This window comes from Cyanobacterium sp. (assembly GCF_054166785.1).
Genome location: NZ_JBSZCP010000023.1, coordinates 19,420 through 36,844, shown reverse-complemented (window position 1 = coordinate 36,844; position 17,425 = coordinate 19,420). Strand labels below are relative to the sequence as shown.

At 38.8% G+C, this 17,425-nt stretch carries 13 protein-coding genes; 5 read left to right on the top strand and 8 right to left on the bottom strand.

Annotated features, from left to right (window positions below):
- Window positions 1-129 precede the first annotated feature (129 nt).
- Entirely contained in the window at window positions 130-2,331 is a 2,202-nt protein-coding gene (gene psaB, locus ACXITR_RS03990; protein ID WP_457995935.1) for a photosystem I core protein PsaB, read from the top strand.
- Between the two features lie 101 nt (window positions 2,332-2,432).
- Here psaB and tgt read toward each other — a convergent pair whose 3' ends face one another.
- Together tgt and ACXITR_RS03980 are read right to left on the bottom strand one after the other, a co-directional pair.
- A complete protein-coding gene (gene tgt / locus ACXITR_RS03985; RefSeq protein ID WP_457995934.1) occupies window positions 2,433-3,530 on the bottom strand; it encodes a tRNA guanosine(34) transglycosylase Tgt in 1,098 nt (365 codons plus the stop codon).
- Between the two features lie 97 nt (window positions 3,531-3,627).
- Window positions 3,628-4,071: a hypothetical protein gene (locus ACXITR_RS03980; RefSeq protein ID WP_457995933.1), complete on the bottom strand. Its 444-nt coding sequence runs from the start codon at window positions 4,069-4,071 to the stop codon at window positions 3,628-3,630.
- A 461-nt stretch (window positions 4,072-4,532) separates the two neighbouring features.
- On the opposite strand from ACXITR_RS03980, the gene cobS reads away from it, so the two are divergent.
- Complete coding sequence (cobS, locus tag ACXITR_RS03975; RefSeq protein WP_457995932.1) at window positions 4,533-5,291, top strand: adenosylcobinamide-GDP ribazoletransferase; 759 nt, start codon at window positions 4,533-4,535, stop codon at window positions 5,289-5,291.
- Between the two features lie 54 nt (window positions 5,292-5,345).
- Here the strand turns inward: cobS and ACXITR_RS03970 are convergent, their stop codons facing one another.
- The 6 genes from ACXITR_RS03970 to ACXITR_RS03945 form a co-directional block, all read right to left on the bottom strand.
- A complete protein-coding gene (locus ACXITR_RS03970) occupies window positions 5,346-6,638 on the bottom strand; it encodes a CO2 hydration protein (protein ID WP_457995931.1) in 1,293 nt (430 codons plus the stop codon).
- A gap of 106 nt (window positions 6,639-6,744) precedes the next feature.
- Window positions 6,745-8,178: an NADH-quinone oxidoreductase subunit M gene (locus ACXITR_RS03965; RefSeq protein WP_457995930.1), complete on the bottom strand. Its 1,434-nt coding sequence runs from the start codon at window positions 8,176-8,178 to the stop codon at window positions 6,745-6,747.
- Window positions 8,179-8,364: 186 nt separating this feature from the next.
- Window positions 8,365-10,176 (bottom strand): NAD(P)H-quinone oxidoreductase subunit F, encoded by a 1,812-nt coding sequence (locus ACXITR_RS03960; protein WP_457995978.1) that lies wholly within the window; start codon window positions 10,174-10,176, stop codon window positions 8,365-8,367.
- Window positions 10,177-10,283: 107 nt separating this feature from the next.
- Window positions 10,284-11,216 carry a LysR substrate-binding domain-containing protein gene (locus ACXITR_RS03955; RefSeq protein ID WP_457995929.1) on the bottom strand — a complete coding sequence of 311 codons (933 nt, stop codon included), beginning with the start codon at window positions 11,214-11,216 and terminating at the stop codon, window positions 10,284-10,286.
- Window positions 11,217-11,405: 189 nt separating this feature from the next.
- Window positions 11,406-12,440 carry an AI-2E family transporter gene (locus tag ACXITR_RS03950; protein WP_457995928.1) on the bottom strand — a complete coding sequence of 345 codons (1,035 nt, stop codon included), beginning with the start codon at window positions 12,438-12,440 and terminating at the stop codon, window positions 11,406-11,408.
- A 253-nt stretch (window positions 12,441-12,693) separates the two neighbouring features.
- Window positions 12,694-13,248 (bottom strand): response regulator, encoded by a 555-nt coding sequence (locus ACXITR_RS03945; RefSeq protein ID WP_457995927.1) that lies wholly within the window; start codon window positions 13,246-13,248, stop codon window positions 12,694-12,696.
- A gap of 206 nt (window positions 13,249-13,454) precedes the next feature.
- On the opposite strand from ACXITR_RS03945, the gene ACXITR_RS03940 reads away from it, so the two are divergent.
- From ACXITR_RS03940 to fmt, 3 genes are all read left to right on the top strand, one after another.
- Window positions 13,455-14,789, top strand: a complete 1,335-nt coding sequence (locus ACXITR_RS03940) for a histidine phosphatase family protein (protein ID WP_457995926.1) — start codon at window positions 13,455-13,457, stop codon at window positions 14,787-14,789.
- 112 nt (window positions 14,790-14,901) lie between these two features.
- Window positions 14,902-16,137, top strand: coding sequence for a tyrosine--tRNA ligase (gene tyrS, locus ACXITR_RS03935; RefSeq protein WP_457995925.1), 1,236 nt, complete (start codon window positions 14,902-14,904; stop codon window positions 16,135-16,137).
- 262 nt (window positions 16,138-16,399) lie between these two features.
- Window positions 16,400-17,389 (top strand): methionyl-tRNA formyltransferase, encoded by a 990-nt coding sequence (gene fmt / locus ACXITR_RS03930; protein ID WP_457995924.1) that lies wholly within the window; start codon window positions 16,400-16,402, stop codon window positions 17,387-17,389.
- The last annotated feature ends 36 nt before the right edge of the window (window positions 17,390-17,425 follow it).

The following is a 17,425-nucleotide window of genomic DNA, read 5'->3' as shown; positions in this document are numbered from 1 at the left end:
AAAACAACTTTAACACTTGCCCGGACTTATCCTCATAGGCTCTGGGCAAGAGCAAAAAACAAAATTGAGCAACGACAAAATACAAACGTTGACCCTCATTGTGTAACAGGAGACTTCCTAGAAAAAGCTATGGCAACTAAATTTCCCAAATTTAGCCAAGATTTAGCCCAAGATCCAACTACAAGGCGGATATGGTACGGAATAGCTACCGCTCATGACTTTGAAACCCATGACGGTATGACCGAAGAGAACCTTTATCAAAAGATTTTTGCTTCTCACTTCGGTCATTTGGCGATTATCTTTCTTTGGACTTCCGGTACCGTATTCCATGTAGCATGGCAAGGCAATTTTGAGCAATGGATCAAAGATCCTTTAAACGTACGTCCCATCGCCCATGCGATCTGGGATCCTCATTTCGGTCAAGGTGCGATCGACGCTTTCTCTCAAGCTGGTTCATCTAGCCCCGTAAACGTGGCTTACTCTGGTGTTTATCACTGGTTCTATACCATCGGTATGACCACTAATCAAGACTTGTACAGCGGTGCGGTAGGTCTTTTAATCCTCTCTGCTGTGTTCTTGTTTGCTGGTTGGTTGCATTTACAACCTAAGTTCCGTCCTAGCCTTTCTTGGTTCAAAAATGCTGAATCTCGCCTCAACCACCACCTAGCTGGTTTATTTGGTGTGAGTTCTTTGGCATGGACTGGTCACTTGGTTCACGTAGCAATCCCCGAATCCCGTGGTATTCATGTAGGTTGGGATAACTTCTTGAGTGTAAAACCTCACCCCGCTGGGTTAGCTCCTTTCTTTACTGGAAACTGGGGTGTTTATGCTCAAAATCCTGACACTGTTAGCCATGCTTTCGGAACTGCTAATGGATCGGGAACTGCAATCCTTACTTTCTTAGGTGGTTTCCATCCCCAAACCGAGTCTTTATGGTTGACTGATATTGCACACCATCACTTGGCGATCGCAGTTATCTTCATTATTGCTGGTCACATGTACCGCACTAACTGGGGAATTGGTCACAGCATCAAAGACATCTTAGCGGCTCACAATCCTCCTTCTGGAAAATTAGGAGCAGGACATAGAGGTTTATATGACACCATCAACAATTCGTTACACTTCCAGTTAGGTTTAGCCCTAGCTTCTTTAGGGGTGATAACTTCCTTGGTGGCACAACATATGTATTCTCTCCCTTCCTATGTGTTCATCGCTAAGGATTACACCACTCAGGCGGCTCTTTACACCCACCACCAGTATATCGCTGGATTCTTAATGGTTGGTGCATTTGCCCACGGTGCAATCTTCTTTATTCGTGACTATGATCCCGAAGCTAATAAAGATAATGTTTTAGCCCGTATGCTAGAACACAAAGAGGCAATTATTTCCCACCTCAGTTGGGTATCCCTCTTCTTAGGTTTCCACACCCTCGGACTTTATGTTCATAACGATGTGGTGGTTGCCTTCGGTACTCCCGAGAAACAAATCTTAGTTGAGCCTGTGTTCGCTCAGTTTGTACAAGCCGCTTCTGGTAAAGCTCTATATGGTTTTGATGCCCTATTGGCTAACCCTGAAAGCATCGCTTCTACTTCTAGCGCTGTATGGTTACCTGGTTGGTTAGATGCCATCAATAGTGGTACTAACTCTTTATTCCTCAGCATTGGTCCTGGTGACTTCTTAGTACACCATGCGATCGCCCTTGGTTTACATACCACTACCTTAATTTTGGTAAAAGGTGCTTTAGATGCTCGTGGTTCTAAACTAATGCCCGACAAAAAAGACTTCGGTTACTCCTTCCCTTGTGATGGTCCTGGCCGTGGCGGTACTTGTGACATCTCCGCATGGGATGCCTTCTATCTCGCTATGTTCTGGATGTTAAACACCCTCGGTTGGTTAACCTTCTACTGGCATTGGAAACACCTCGGTGTATGGACTGGTAATGTTGCCCAGTTCAACGAAAACTCTACCTACCTCATGGGTTGGTTCAGAGATTATCTATGGGCGAACTCCGCTCAGTTGATCAATGGTTATAACCCCTATGGTGTTAATAACTTATCCGTCTGGGCTTGGATGTTCCTCTTCGGTCACCTCGTTTGGGCAACTGGTTTCATGTTCCTAATCTCTTGGCGTGGATACTGGCAAGAATTAATCGAGACCATCGTATGGGCTCACGAGCGCACTCCTCTAGCTAACTTAGTTCGCTGGAAAGACAAGCCCGTTGCATTGTCCATCGTACAAGCTCGTTTGGTTGGTTTAGCCCACTTTACTATCGGCTACATCCTCACCTACGCAGCCTTCTTGATTGCTTCTACGGCTGGTAAGTTCGGTTAAACATCGAAGAATCTATCCTTTATAAGTGATTAAAATAGAACCCTCTACTTTGGTAGGGGGTTTTTCATTGTTCGGTTTATTAAAATACTTTTCTTTAAAAGCTACAACCAATGACCAAATTCTTCGAGGAAGGTATCGTTAATGATAGAAGCTCGAATTTTGTTGGTAAAGTTGATCATTTCATGGATATTGTGTAGGGAAATGAGAATATAACCGAGCATTTCATGGGAACGTAAAAGGTGGTTTAAATAGGCTCTGCTGAAGTTTTGGCAGGTATAACAGCTACATTCAGGATCTAGGGGGGTAAAATCTTCTTTGAATCGGGCATTTTTGATATTCCAGCGCTCCCCTTGCACCAATGCCGCACCATGTCTGCCTACTCGGGTGGGGATGACACAATCGAATAAATCGATACCAGAGGCGATCGCAATTACCATTTCCTTATAAGTACCTACTCCCATGAGATAACGGGGTTTATGAATTGGTAAAAGAGGAGTAGTCTGACGGACGATTTCATGGATAAGCTCAGGCTTTTCCCCCACACTTACCCCCCCAATGGCATAACCCGGTAAATCTAACTGAGTTAAATCGTGGGCAGCTTGATTACGTAAATCTTGAAAAATTCCCCCCTGGACGATGCCAAAAAGGGCTTGGGTGTCAGGCTTTTGGTGGGCATTCATACACCGCTTTAACCAACGGTAGGTTCTGTCGGTGGCAGTGACGACTTCCTCCCTTGTAGCGGTGGCAGGGGGGCATTCATCGAAAGCCATAATCACATCAGCACCGAGGGCATTTTGAATGTGAATAGAATGCTCAGGAGTCATATTAATAATTTGTCCATCCTTGGGGGAGCGAAATTTAACCCCTTCTTCGCTAATCTTACGCATCTGGGCGAGGCTAAATACTTGAAAACCTCCTGAATCGGTGAGAATAGGTTGTTCCCAATTCATAAAACCGTGTAAACCCCCTGCCCTACGTACAATATCTTCCCCCGGGCGAATATGCAGATGGTAGGTATTACCCAAAATCATTTGGGCATGGGCATCTTTTAGCTGGGCGGGGGTAATGCCTTTGACGGTGCCGACAGTACCCACGGGCATAAATTTAGGGGTTTCAACGATGCCGTGAGGGGTGTGGAATATTCCAGCACGGGCTTTGGTATGGGAGCAAGAGGCTACGGAGGTATAAGAAAAGTTCACTATATCTTTAGAGATGATTAACAGAATAATTCTATTGTTAATTGTCCACGGTTAACTGTCAATTATCCCTTATGCGACTTTCTTTTAAAATTATGGATTAAAAATCATCGTCTAGTTGCACGTCTAGCTTGGCGGCTAAAACTTCGTTGAGCATTGCTTCTAAACTTTCAAAACTAAAATCTTTTGCCACGGGAGAGTCTTGGCTTGTGGCGACGAGGGGAATTAGGGTTAGGGTGCGATTGTCTTGGACTAGGTTAAAATGAGCTTCTTGGGGAGATATTTGATTGATTTGTAGGTAATCAAAACTTTGAATGTTAATGTAGAGACTGCTGTTAACTACCATGGTGGCTTGATTGGCATCATTAAATACTTCTAGTATCCATCCTTTGCCTTCGTTTTGTACTTTGCCGTCAAGGGTATGAATATAGCGAACTTGGGTTAGGTCATTAATTAATTTTTTGATGTCGTCTTTATTAACTAAAATGCCAGACTCGATTATACATGGTGCTGGTAATGGACAATAGTTCTGATGATTTGTCATAATTGTTAACCCTTTTTTTCGCTCTTACTATATTGTTTGGTAGTCAATTAATCTATGTTTTAACACATAAATAGAAACTCTGACTTAATTGTATTTTTTCTTTCTTAAGTTGACACAATTTTCTTTTTATTTAATTATTGTGTTTATGGTTATGATAATAGGACTATAGGCACTCATCTTTTACAAAATTATCTTTTGTTTGAGTGATTATGTTCTATGGTTGTCTAAAAAAAATTCTGGCTTTGGTTAAAACAGATTAATGAATTATCTGTTTCATTTTTATGGTTGACCAATAGACCTAATTTTTTTATCATCAACCGCCTTAAGATTTTTTTGACCTTTGTTAAGACCAGATGTTTTTATTTTTTACGGTATGCTACGACACAATCTTAACTTAAAATTCGATTTTTGTTCAGGTGTTTCAGACTTTTTTTCATTTTTCTTAAAATTATTAACACTTAATGATAATTATTCTTAGTTCTTTTCTAAGTGCGATCGCCTTTTATACTATTCTTCCCGTGCCTAGGGGTATGAGTTTAAATTTCCACAAAATACCTTTATGGTTAGGGTGGATTGGGTTATTGATAGGTGGTTTGCTGATAGTAATTGATTTTTTGCTCTCGAGTTTATCGATGCCCCCTCTTACCAAAGCAGGATTAGTGGTGGGGGCATGGGTATTTGTTACGGGGGGTTTACACCTTGATGGGGTAATGGATACCGCCGATGGGTTGGCTACCCAAAACCCAGAGAAGCGTTTGCAGGTGATGGCGGATAGTGTGACGGGCGCTTATGGGGTGATGGCGGGTTTTTTTGTTCTGGGTTTAAAAATATTTTCCCTCAGCGAAATTGGCTCTATGGGTTATTTATCAATACTTTTGGCTACTTCTTGGGGGCGTTGGGCTCAACTAAGTGCGATCGCATTTTATCCCTATCTAAAAGAAAAAGGTAAAGGACAATTTCTCAAACAATCCTTAAATCTTCCCCTAGATTGGTTTATCGGCAGTCTATTTCTTCTTGCCCTTCTTCTGATTCAAATTTTTATCTATCGTCAACCATGGCAAAACATCTTATCACTTAACCTTATCTGTTTAACCATTGCTTTGGGGGTAGGGGCATGGTTTAACTGGCAACTGAAAGGGCATACGGGAGACACCTACGGCGCCACAGTAGAATGGACAGAAGTTTTTATATTGTCAAGTTTAACTATCTTTTTTGCTTAAATATTTTCCCCCATCACCTATATAAAAAAAAGAGGATTAGGGGGGGTTAAACCATTAACGATAATCAGGGCTTTGAATATCCCTTAAACGGGCTTCAGGGCGCAAAAATCGGTCTAATTGTTGCTCATAAAATTGACGATTTTTTAATAAATGTTCAGGGTTTTCATCATCCAAGGGATGACAGGTAGCCGTGCGTAGGGCTTGAATTACCGCAGAAGTGACATTATACATCGAGCGCTGAAAAGTTACCCCCAATTGAATTAACATATCTTCCTCTCCTCGGCAATGTTGACGGTAATAGTCCACCAGATAAGGAGGTAAGAAGTGTAACATATCATCCATTAACAGAGTGGGAGGAATACCAGCACCACCCACGGGAAACACATCGGCGTATAAAATGCCGTAATGAAACTCTTTTTGATTTTGTGGCACTTGACGGGCTTGGGCATTGTAGGATTTTGTACCACGGAAAGGAGAGGTGCGATAAAAAACTGATTCAACATAGGGAAGCGCCGCATCATTCAACCAGTTAAAACCTTTACTTTTGGGGATAATTTCGTAACACTTTCCGCCGATATAGGAATGATGATAAATGGGGCGACTAGCCACGGCAAAAATACCATTAACTAAAAAGTCCATGGCTTCTTTTACGGTGGTCATTTTTCCTTCGTCATATAAATCGGACATTTCTAAAAATACAGGACACATTACTTCCCAAAATAGTCCTAAATTGGAATAGTAGGATAGTTGTTTTACCTGTTCTAAAAACATCTCAGGAAATAGCTTATATATGCCTAACATAACAGGGTTAGATTTGAAATAAGCCTTAATAGCTATATCCGCATTATTGCGATATTCTTCGGTGTCTAAATAAGTATCAAAACCCCCCATGTTCATATCTTTCCCATGCCAAAACATGGCTCTCATACAGGCTTCTGCAAATTCCATATTAATGCGATCGTGCAATAAATGATGGAATAATTTTGGCATTTTGCTAGTCTTACCTTTACTGATAAAGTCGAGTAACTCTGGGTGCGCTGATGCTTTTCCTCTCCATACTGGTAAATCTGCATTTTCCCCTGCATAATGGTTAGGTAAATCTAAATATTCTTTGGATATAAAGTATTTAAAAAAAGGAAAGGGATTAAGAAAAACTTTTTCGGCAATATACAATAAATCCCGCCAATAAAAGTCCATGGGAATGGCATAGGCTTTGTAAATACCGATGATTTGCTTAAGGTTTTCGGGGGTATCAGGTAACATAGATTGCCCTGCTTCAAGGCGATGGACAATTTCGGCAAAGGGATGATTAGATGGGGGTAATTTGGTTTGGTTGATAGTATTCATGGTTATTTTTTATTTTTTTAATGTTTTGGTTAGGGTGGGAAACAATTGACAATGAACAAGTATTATCTCCTGCCTTTTAAATCTTGCCTCTTGCCTTATCTTTTCTCTAATTCAGCATGGTTAACCATGTGGGATTGATGCCTAAAAAGACTATTAACACAGTTAAAACAATGGCAGGGATTCTTTCGTTAACTTGCACTTTGGGTAAATAACCTGTGCTATTTTCCATACGCCCAAAGAAAATTTGGTTAAGGAGAATAACGAAGTAAACGGCGGTTAACCCTGTGGCGATGAGACAGATAAGGGTATAAATGGGAAATACAGCAAAACTACCTTGGAAGGTGAGAAATTCCCCCACAAAACCCACCATCCCTGGAATTCCTGCACTTGCCATTACTGCGGTAATCATCAAACCGCCTACAAAGGGTAAACCTCGGTAGGGATTCATTAAGCCATGGAGTTGGTTAATATCACGGGTATTGGTTTTGTCTTCGAGGATTCCTGCGAGGTGGAAAAGGAGGGCAACGATTAAACCATGGGCAAACATTTGAGCAATTGCCCCGACAATGGCTAAGTCAGTGGCGGCGGCGGTGGCTAAGACGACAAAGTTGATATGGGCGATGGAGGCATAGGCTATCATCTTCTTGATGTCGGTTTGGGAGATGGCAATGAGGGAGGCATAAATGGCACTAATAACGGCAAGGATGGCAATATAGGGGGTTATGTTTACCCAAGTATCGGGGAATAATCCTAAGCCAAAGCGGATTAAGCCATAGGTGCCTAGTTTGGAGACGATACCCCCTAGTAACATGGAGACGGGGGTTGATGATTCGGTGTAGGCATCGGGTAGCCATGTATGGAGGGGGATAATGGGAATTTTGATGGCGAAGCCAATAACGATGGTAATAAGGATAATTATTTGTTTGCCAAGGGGTAGGAGGTTACTTTGAATGTTGGCGTAGTCGAAACTGTTAATATCGCTAAGGAAGGTGAGGGCGAGGAAGCCTGTTAAGACAAAAATACCTGAAAAGGCGGTATAAAGTAAATATTTTGTTCCTGCGTAGCTTCCTTTTTTGTTTCCCCAAATGGATATTAATAGATAAATGGGTACTAATTTAATTTCGTAGAAGATGAAGAAAAGAAGTAGGTTTTGGGCGATTAATGCACCGTTGACGCAGGAGGCAAGGAGTAGAATGAGGATGTAATATAGGGTGGGTTTTGTCAGGGTTTTTGTACCTGATTCACTACTATAAATGGCGAGGGTGATAAGAAGGCAGTTTAAGATTACTAAGGGTAATGATAAACCATCGATCGCACTTACATAGTTTAAGCCGATGAAGGGCAACCATTGATAGGTATTTTCATATTGTAATTGACTGGTGGAATAGTCAAAGTTATAACTAATATAAAGGCTAATTCCTAAGGTAATAAGGGCGGAAATTAGGGCAATATTTTTACTTTGTTTTCCTTTAAATATATTGGATGATATTCCAAGGGCGATCGCCCCTATGATGGGAGTTATTACTAATAATTCAAGCATTTTATTAATTAATAATTGAGAGTTGATAATGGATAATTGAGAGTTGATAATTGAGAGTTGATAATGGATAATGATGATGAAAAATGATATAAATATGTTCAACCTTAATTTACTAATAAAATCGTCTTTTGTAATCTGTAGTTTAAGTAAAATAAAAGGTTGAAAACCATTCCCTGTTCCCTTATATTAAATGGATAAACCGAAGATGAGGGCAACGAATATTAGTCCTAAAAGGATAGAAAATATATATAATTGAGATTGTCCAGATGTACTATATTTTAAACTTTGTCCTCCTAAAAGGGTGGTAATACCTACCAAATTAACTGCCCCATCTACAATATATTTATCACACCAATTAGCTACTTTTGCTGTGGAATTTACTAAAGCAATAATAGTCAGTTTATAGATGTCTTGAATATATAAATCGTTGGCGAATAATTTTTGGATAAATGGGGGTATTAAGTTAATGATAGAATCAGGAGATTTTTTAGTGTAAATAATAGCAGAAGATACTATGCCCATGATGGTAAAAACTGTCAGAATAATTCCTATATTGAGATGTAATGTGATTAGGTTAAACTGATCAAAAATTAGAGGTAAATGTAAGGCATAACCCATTAAAATCATCATAGGAATTATCATTGGCCATAAAACCTCTGGGCTACGCATAGACATCTGTTTCTTTTCCCCCAGAAAGGCAAGACAGAAAACCCGAGTCAGACTAAAAGCCGTTAAGCCATTAACCAAGGCAATAATTACCATGAAAGGCGTACTTACTTCCACCGCCAAACGACTTAGTATCCAAAATCCTCCAAAGGGTGGCATGGAGGTTAAAGCTACCATTCCCACTAACAAACCAATACCACAAAAAGGACGACGAGACCATAAACCGCCCAACTGGGTAACGTCTTGGGTGATACTGTTGAGGATAATCGCCCCCATACTTGTATATAATAGTGCCATGGCGATCGCATATACCACAATCAACAGTAAAGCAGTTTGAGGATGGTCTGTTCCTACCGCAATAAACACGAGTCCCATATAAGCACTTACAGTATAGGACAAGATTCTTTTCAGGTCAACCTGTGCGATCGCAATTAAACTCGCCAATACCGCCGTCACACTACCAATTACTAACACTGTTTCCGAAGCAATGGGGGATAATTCCAACACAGGCTGTAACTGAATTAATACATACGCCCCCGTCGCCACCACGATAGAATTACGCAAAATAGAAGCAGGGAGAGGGCCTTCCATAGCCTCATCAAGCCATAATTGTAGAGGGATTTGAGCACATTTTGCCAAGGGGCCGGCAATCAAACCAAAACATAGTACCGTGATAATGGTAGGGTTAACATCAGCCGTTTGCGCCCAGATACCCAAATCAGTGTAATTCCAAGTTTTCGAGAGAGGATAAAGGGCAATCACACTCATAAGTAATAAAATATCCCCTACCCTTTTTGTCCAAAAAGCGTCCCTCGCCCCAGACACCACCAGAGGTTGGGCAAACCAAAAACCCACTAATAAATAAGTACCGAGGGTGAGAATTTCCAGATACACATAGCTAAAAAAGAGGGAATTACATAAAGCCAAGCCCCCCATTCCCGCTTCAAAAAATCCCATTAAGGCGAAAAACCTTGCCCAACTCCAATCCATTTCTAAATATCCCACCGCATATAACTGCGATAACACATTTAAACCCGTAATTAATACCAAAGCGCCCACACTAACGGCGGATACTCGTATATCAAAAGAGATAGTCAAATCCGCCGCCTGTAACCAAACAAAACGAATATCTTGGGGAGGAATATCCCATATTTGATACAAAGCGATAACACTGTGAAGAAATGCAAAAGAAGTCATTAATAAATTCACATAACCCGCAGGACGTGAACCTGTTTGCCGAATAATACCGGGTGACCACAATAGGGCGACAACTCCCCCTATGAGAGTATAGCAAGGGATAAACCAAATAGTATCCTTGAAAAAATCCATGATTTTAATAGTTATAAATTTTAAAAAATTTGCCTTAGTAAATAAAGAAAATTAAGCATCTCCTATGGGAGGAGTTTTATTGTTATTAATTTTGATAAATATTTAGTATTTTAACCATGGTTATGGGCTAAATTAAATTGCTTTTCAGCGGTATAATTAACACTTTCAGCAATAAGATATTCTAAGAAGGTTTGAGCAACTACTGATAATTTTTTACCAGATAAGTAGGTGACATACCAACTTTCTTGAATGGGAAAAGTTTTCACATCCAAAATACATAATTCATCGTAACAACTAGAAGTTAATGTATGTTTAGAAAGCACAGAAAGTCCTAAACCACCGATGATGGCTTGTTTAATCGCTTCATTACTTCCTAACTCTAAACGCACCCTTATATCCAGTTTATGATCATCAAAAAGTTGTTGAACCACATTTCTGGTATTAGAACCCACCTCCCTTAAAATAAAAGGAAAAGATTGTAATTCTTTTAAAGAAATTTTCTTTTTATTACTTAAAATGTGATTTTTTGGAGCAACCACAACTAAAGGATTATCTAAAAAAATGTGACTTTCTAAATCAATATCTTCAGGAGGTTTACTGAGGATATATAAATCATCTTTATTTTCCAACATTCTTTGATGGATTTGCTGATGATTAGTAACTTGTAAAGACACATCTACATGGGGATAAAGTTCACAAAAAGAGCCTAATAGACGAGGAATAAAATATTTTCCAGTGGTGACAACTGTTAAACATAATTTTCCCTCCTTTACACCCTTTAAATCCGCAACTGTCATTTCAAAATTATCAAGTCTCGCAAAAATTTCATGGCAAGTACTTAATAATTCTTCCCCTGCATTGGTCAAATAAAGTTGTTTTCCTATTTGCTCAAATAATGGTAATCCCACGGTTTGAGTTAACTGTTTTATCTGACTAGATACCGTTGGTTGCTTAATAGATAATTCATCCGCCGCTTTGGTAAAACTTTGTAAACGGGCGACGGTTTCAAAAACTTCTAACTGGTGTAAGGTTGCATGAATCAAAATAATCCCCCAAACCTTTTATAGTATAAGTCAATGATAATAGTTACGATAGATTTTTGTCAATGGTAGTATGTTTCCAATAGATTTTTGTTTATGATGCTACTGATAAATAAAAATGATATGGAAAGTGTTGGGTGTTGATAATTGACCATTAACAGTCATTCTCGGTTGTCTTTTGCCTATGTTTAACTACTCTCCTGTTTCCCACTGAATTTTATCTAAAATATCTTTGACTAATATTTCTTTGACAAAAATTTGAGAAATGATGGTAAGGGGCAAGGCTAAAAATAAACCCAAAATACCCAGTAAACTGCCAAAAAATACTTCCCCAATAATGATATTTGCGGGGAATAATACTACTCTATTTTTTCTTAATTTTGGAAGGATAGCGTATTCAATTATTTGATATATTAATACATAAAATAATAAAATAAACCATGGTTTCCATGATGATGTTATAAAGGCGATCGCCACGGGAGAAATAACACTAATAGTAGGGCCAACATAGGGAATTAGAACTAAAAAACCAGCCAATAAACTTTGAACCCAAACTAAGGGAATACCAAAAATAAATAGAACAATAGAACTTAAAATAATGGCGCTAAAAATTCTAATTAAAGTATCCGTTAACCATTCTTGTAAATCCTTTTGACAATAGACCAAAATTTTATCAACTCGACTACGATAAAACTGCGGAAATAAGCGAATAAAGCCATTACGATAAGGTAAAGGATCTGCTAAAATCATTAAAGTCAAAGCTAGCAGTAATATACTACTTAATAAAACTCCTAAAAAGCCCGAAACAATATTAATACCTCGACTAACCAATTCATTTAAAATAGGTTGTAATTGAGATAAAAGCTGGTCTAAATCAGGTAAAGTGTCAATAACATCTAAAGAAAGATTATCCCTTAAATCGTTTAATTCAGAAATTAACTTATCAATTCCCTTCGGCACTAACCGAGATAATTCTTCAAATTGTGTAATTAAAGAAGGAACAACCAAACTACCAAATAGGAATATCATACCAATTAAACCCAAGATGGATAAAGGAACAGCATATTTCCTTTTCAGCCCAAAACGTCCCATCTGAATTACTAAGATATTAAGACTAATTGCCAAGACTACGGCGGTTAATGCCAGTAAGAGTAATTGTTTGACCTGCCAAATAATGTAAATTAAGATAATAACAAGGGAAAAACTTACCCATTTTGCAAAATTCATGGCCACTAACCTTTATTTATAGTTCGATAAACCAAAACAAAAAATACGATGATAGTCGGTATAAAAACTATAGGTAAGGCTAATTGCGTTTGACTGATTAGATTAAAGTTACTGAGAACATATTTAATAATAAATGAAATTATTCCAGAAATTATAAATACCTTCAAAATGAAAAAAAAGGAGTTATTAAAAGTCATCATGGGTTGTAAACTTAAACTTAGTCAAACACAATATCATCAAACTACATTAGAAATTAATTTAGTTTTTTCTTAATAAATCCTACTAACTGATTCATTTGTTTTTTCAACTTATCCACTTCTGCCTCTAGGTGAGCAATGCGAGCATTTAATTTAGCTACATCGACACCATCCCCAGAAACACTTGCTGCGGCAGACTTTTGAGGTGCTGACTGTTGTAAGAATTGAGCCAATTTTTTAGATCTTTCCATGGAATCTCTAATGCCTTGTACCAACTGTTTTTGGTCAAAAGGTTTTTCTAAAAAGGCAAAATACTCAAAAGGTTCAGGAATTTTTTCCGTCACTTCGTCTTTTCTACCAGACATTAACAAAAGAGGAATCGCCCTTAACTGAGGATTTTTTTGAATTTCTTGATACACTTCCCAGCCACTCATTTTGGGGAGGAAAAAGTCTAACATAATTATTTGAGGATGAGAGCTTTTTAAAAACTCCATTCCCTGCAAACCGTCTTTTGCTTCTACCACATCAAATTTTCCAGGTGGTAACATATCCTTTACAGTACGTCTAATTACCATACTGTCATCAATGACTAAAATTGTACGATTTGCCACAATAACTTAACTCCTTTTTTTTTTACAGCTATGTTCAAACTTTATTAAGTTTATCAAAAATTTTGGGTTTAAAACTTTGTTATTAAAGCAGAGTTCCCAAACACAATTAAATCATTATGGATTTAACTTTTAGCGCGGTGGTCATTGCTATATAATAGCCACTGACTAACAATCAACCTATTCAATATATTTAAAATCATATAATAATGACTACTCGTGTAATCATAGTTCGTCATGGGCAAAGTAGCTACAACGCACAGAGGATGATTCAGGGGCGCTGTGATGAATCTGTTATCACTGAAAAAGGGCGACAACAAGCTGAGTTATTGGCGCAAACCCTAAGTAAGGTTAATTTTGCTGGTTTTTATAGTAGCCCTCTCCAAAGAGCTACGGAAACCGCTAATATTATCAGGGAAGCTAATGAGCATAATCCTAGTTTGACGGTATTAGAAAAGTTAAAAGAGATTAATCTACCTCTTTGGGAAAAATGGAAGAAAGAAGATGTTAAACAACAATTTCCCGAGGAGTATAAAACATGGAAAGAAAAACCCCATGAGTTAAAGATGGTGGTTGATGGGAAAGCATTTTATCCTGTGTTAGATTTATATGCCCAAGCCCAAGAATTTTGGCGGGTGATTATTCCTAAACACCAAGGAGAAACTATTTTTATCGCTGCCCATAATGGCATTAACCGTTGTTTAATTATGACGGCTTTGGGTATTCCTCCTAGTCATTACCATAGTATTCAGCAGTCTAATTGCTGTATTAATGTTCTTAATTTTACTGGTAGTTTTGGTGATCCTGTTCAATTAGAGTCTTTAAATCAAACGGCCCATTTGGGTATCCCTATTCCCGATTTTCGCCCTCAAGAGGGTTCAGTTTTACGATTATTATTGGTACGTCATGGGGAAACGGAATGGAATAGAATGTCTCGTTTCCAAGGGGTTAAGGATATTCCCCTTAATGATAATGGTAGAAATCAAGCGCTTAAGGCGGGGGAATTTCTTAAGGATGTATCCATCGATTTTGGCGTAACTAGCCCTCTTTCTCGCCCGAAGGAAACGGCAGAAATTATTTTACAACACCATCCTGATGTTAATTTAAGTACCAAAAAAGATCTTGAGGAAATTTCCCACGGTTTATGGGAAGGTAAACTGGAGGCGGAAATTGAGGCGGATTATCCCGGTTTATTACAAGAGTGGAAGGATAAGCCTGAAACGGTGCAGATGCCTGAGGGGGAAAATTTACAGCAGGTGTGGGATAGGGCTATTAAGGCTTGGCAGGAGGTTGTTAGGGAAAATTTGGATGCTAATCAGAGTAAAACGGGAATTGTGGTGGCGCATGATGCTATCAACAAGGTGATTATTTGTTATCTTTTGGGGTTACAGGCTAGTAATTTCTGGAATATTAAGCAGGGGAATGGTGCTGTAACGGTGGTGGATTATCCTCAAGGGGTTGATGGAATGCCTGTTTTACAAGCGATTAATTTGACTAACCATTTGGGGGGTGTTTTTGATCAAACTGCGGCGGGGGCGCTGTAAGCAATTGATAATTGAGAATGGATAATTAATTGGATAGGTTGGGTGGAGGTAACAAAGCCCAATTTATCAATGTTGTGAAGTATAGGAATTTTATAGAAAAAAGATATAGATAATGGCAACTGATAATTTTTTGTGGCTATATCGGGGGGTTAGTGATATTTTTCCTAATCAGCCTGACTCGGATTCTATTAATGATAATTTAGAACAATTATGTCTAAAGCGCGATCATGAAGTGGCGCGGTGCGATCGCCCTTTACGGGTAAAATTGGGTATTGATCCCACTGGTACTGATCTACACTTAGGACATAGTATCCCTTTTCGTAAGTTAAGGGCTTTTCAAGATCAAGGACATACCGCTGTAGTAATTATAGGGGATTTTACTGCTCAAATTGGAGATCCTACGGGAAAGGATAAGGTTAGAAAACAGCTAACTGCGCAACAGGTGAAGGAAAATGCGGAAACTTACCTTAATCAGTTACGCCCGATTCTTGATTTTGATACCCCCGGGCGCTTGGAGATTCGTTATAACTCAGAATGGTTGTCGGGGCTTGATTTGGGGAAAATTCAAGAGCTTTTGGCTACCATGACGGTACAGCAAATGTTGGCGAAGGAGGGTTTTAATAATCGTTACACTCAGGAAACTCCTATTTATCTCCATGAGTTTTTATATCCTTTGATGCAGGGTTATGATTCTGTGGCGGTGGATGCGGATGTGGAATTGGGTGGCACTGACCAAAAATTTAATATTGCGGTGGGGCGCGATTTACAAAAGTATTTTGGCAAAAAACCTCAGTTTGGGGTACTTTTACCTATCCTTATCGGCACGGATGGGGAACAAAAGATGTCTAAATCTTTAAACAATTATGTCGGTTTAAAGGAGGATGCTTTATCGATGTATTCTAAGTTGGAAAAAACCCCCGATGCTTTGTTAGAAAATTATTTTGAGTTACTTACGGATATACCTTTGACGGATATTCCCGAAAATCCTCGGGAGGCTCAGAAAATGTTGGCGGTGGAAGTGGTTGCTCAATATCATGGCAGGGAGTCGGCTTTAACGGCTCAAAAGACGGCGATGGATTTGGTAAAACAGCAAAATATGGCGAATGCGGAGGCTGTACCTGAGTTTTCCCTTGATTCGGTGGAATTTCCTGCTAAGTTGTTCTATATTCTCAATGCTTCTGGATTGGTTAATAGTAGTGGAGAGGGTAGAAGGCAAATTCAGGGGGGTAGTGTAAGATTAGAGGGCGATCGCATTTCTGACCCTAATTTCACTGTGGAAAATAGCCAAGATTTAGAAAACAAAATTTTACAAGTAGGGAAGAAAAAGTTTATCCGTTTAGTAAAATAACATCTGTTTTTTAATTAAATCAATTAATTTTTACTATCTATAATTTTTTGTAACAAAATCTTTACTAAAACCATGGAAAAACTTGTCGATTTAACTTTCGTTATGTTATAATTAAAGTACAAAACAAAGCCACCTTTTCTTGACCCGTTGCGGTCGGGGAGGGGTGGCTTGTGCAAAGTTATATTTTATTGATCATCCCTGACTTAGCAACAATCCTCGGTGTGATAATATATGGAATTGCTTAAGTTAATGAACTAAAATAATGCGCGTCGTCTTTTTTGGTACTCCTGATTTTGCCGTTGCCACCCTCGAAAAACTGTTGACAGAGGAAAATCATCAAGTAGTTGCCGTTGTCACCCAACCCGATAAACGTAGGGGCAGAGGTAGTAAAATGATACCCTCCCCCGTCAAAAAATTAGCACTACAACATAATCTTCCTGTTTGGCAACCCAATCGCATTAAAAAAGATCAAACTACCCTAGAGTTATTGCAAACTGCCCAAGCCGATGTATTTGTGGTGGTTGCCTATGGGCAAATTTTATCATCTCAAATACTCCAAATGCCTAAGCATGGATGTATCAACGTTCATGGCTCAATTTTACCCCAATATAGAGGGGCTGCCCCCATTCAATGGAGTATCCATGACGGGGAGAAAGAAACAGGTATCACCACGATGTTAATGGATGAGGGAATGGATACAGGGGCGATGTTACTCAAGGCAAAAACTCCCATTTCTTTGGTGGATAATAGTGATACCCTTGCCCAGAGATTAGCTTCCCAAGGTGCTGATTTATTATTACAAACCCTCGCAAAACTTCCAGAAATTAACCCCACTAACCAAGATGATAGTTTAGCCACCTATGCTCGATTGATTAATAAAGAAGATTATCCCATTGATTGGACAAAATCTGCTTCACAAATTCATAATCAAGTTAGGGCTTTTTATCCTAACTGTTTTACCACTTTTCGACAACAAAAACTAAAAATTAGTAGTACCCTACCCCTAGGGAATATAGGAAATGTCGAACTTCCTCCCGAGTTGACTAAAATAAAGTCCTATTTATCAGATATAGATTCTGTTAAGGGAGAGGTGGGAGAAATAGTTAAAACGATCAAAAATTTTGGTTTTGTAGTTCAAACAGGCTCAGGTTTATTATTAATATTAGAGGTACAATTGGCTGGGAAAAAGTTACAGTCTGCTTGGAATTTTATTAATGGTAATCGTTTAGATTTGGGGGAATATTTGAGTTAGTTTAACAATATTAGTAGTTTTATTTTCCATAGGATA

What these genes read in the sequence shown, in the direction of transcription:
- ACXITR_RS03980 (WP_457995933.1), bottom strand. Translation starts at nt 4,071, where the DNA reads ATGACAAATCATCAGAACTATTGTCCATTACCAGCACCATGTATAATC.
- ACXITR_RS03965 (WP_457995930.1), bottom strand. Translation starts at nt 8,178, where the DNA reads ATGCTTGAATTATTAGTAATAACTCCCATCATAGGGGCGATCGCCCTT.
- tyrS (WP_457995925.1), top strand. Translation starts at nt 14,902, where the DNA reads ATGGCAACTGATAATTTTTTGTGGCTATATCGGGGGGTTAGTGATATT.
- cobS (WP_457995932.1), top strand. Translation starts at nt 4,533, where the DNA reads ATGATAATTATTCTTAGTTCTTTTCTAAGTGCGATCGCCTTTTATACT.
- ACXITR_RS03940 (WP_457995926.1), top strand. Translation starts at nt 13,455, where the DNA reads ATGACTACTCGTGTAATCATAGTTCGTCATGGGCAAAGTAGCTACAAC.
- fmt (WP_457995924.1), top strand. Translation starts at nt 16,400, where the DNA reads ATGCGCGTCGTCTTTTTTGGTACTCCTGATTTTGCCGTTGCCACCCTC.
- psaB (WP_457995935.1), top strand. Translation starts at nt 130, where the DNA reads ATGGCAACTAAATTTCCCAAATTTAGCCAAGATTTAGCCCAAGATCCA.
- ACXITR_RS03970 (WP_457995931.1), bottom strand. Translation starts at nt 6,638, where the DNA reads ATGAATACTATCAACCAAACCAAATTACCCCCATCTAATCATCCCTTT.
- ACXITR_RS03950 (WP_457995928.1), bottom strand. Translation starts at nt 12,440, where the DNA reads ATGAATTTTGCAAAATGGGTAAGTTTTTCCCTTGTTATTATCTTAATT.